This window comes from Metabacillus sp. YM-086, from assembly GCF_048059995.1.
Taxonomy (GTDB): domain Bacteria; phylum Bacillota; class Bacilli; order Bacillales; family Bacillaceae; genus Metabacillus; species Metabacillus litoralis_B.
This window is the reverse complement of record NZ_JBLUOI010000105.1, coordinates 13340-13553: the sequence shown is the minus strand read 5'-3', so window position 1 is coordinate 13553 and position 214 is coordinate 13340.

Genomic DNA, 214 nt, shown 5'->3' with positions numbered 1-214 from the left:
TGTATGTGAAAATTAGAGACAAAGTAAGACTACTAGCCTGAGGCTTGGGAGAAGCAAGAAGGTCAAGGAAGCGCAGGCAGTGAAGACCGGAGTGTGCGGTCTTGGCACATGAGGATCTGAACGAACAAGCTGACGCGGAGATACTCTCTCTTTCTCAACCACTTTTATCGTTCATTCCCCTTATGAACGACACTACACACTCTTTTCTAACCAC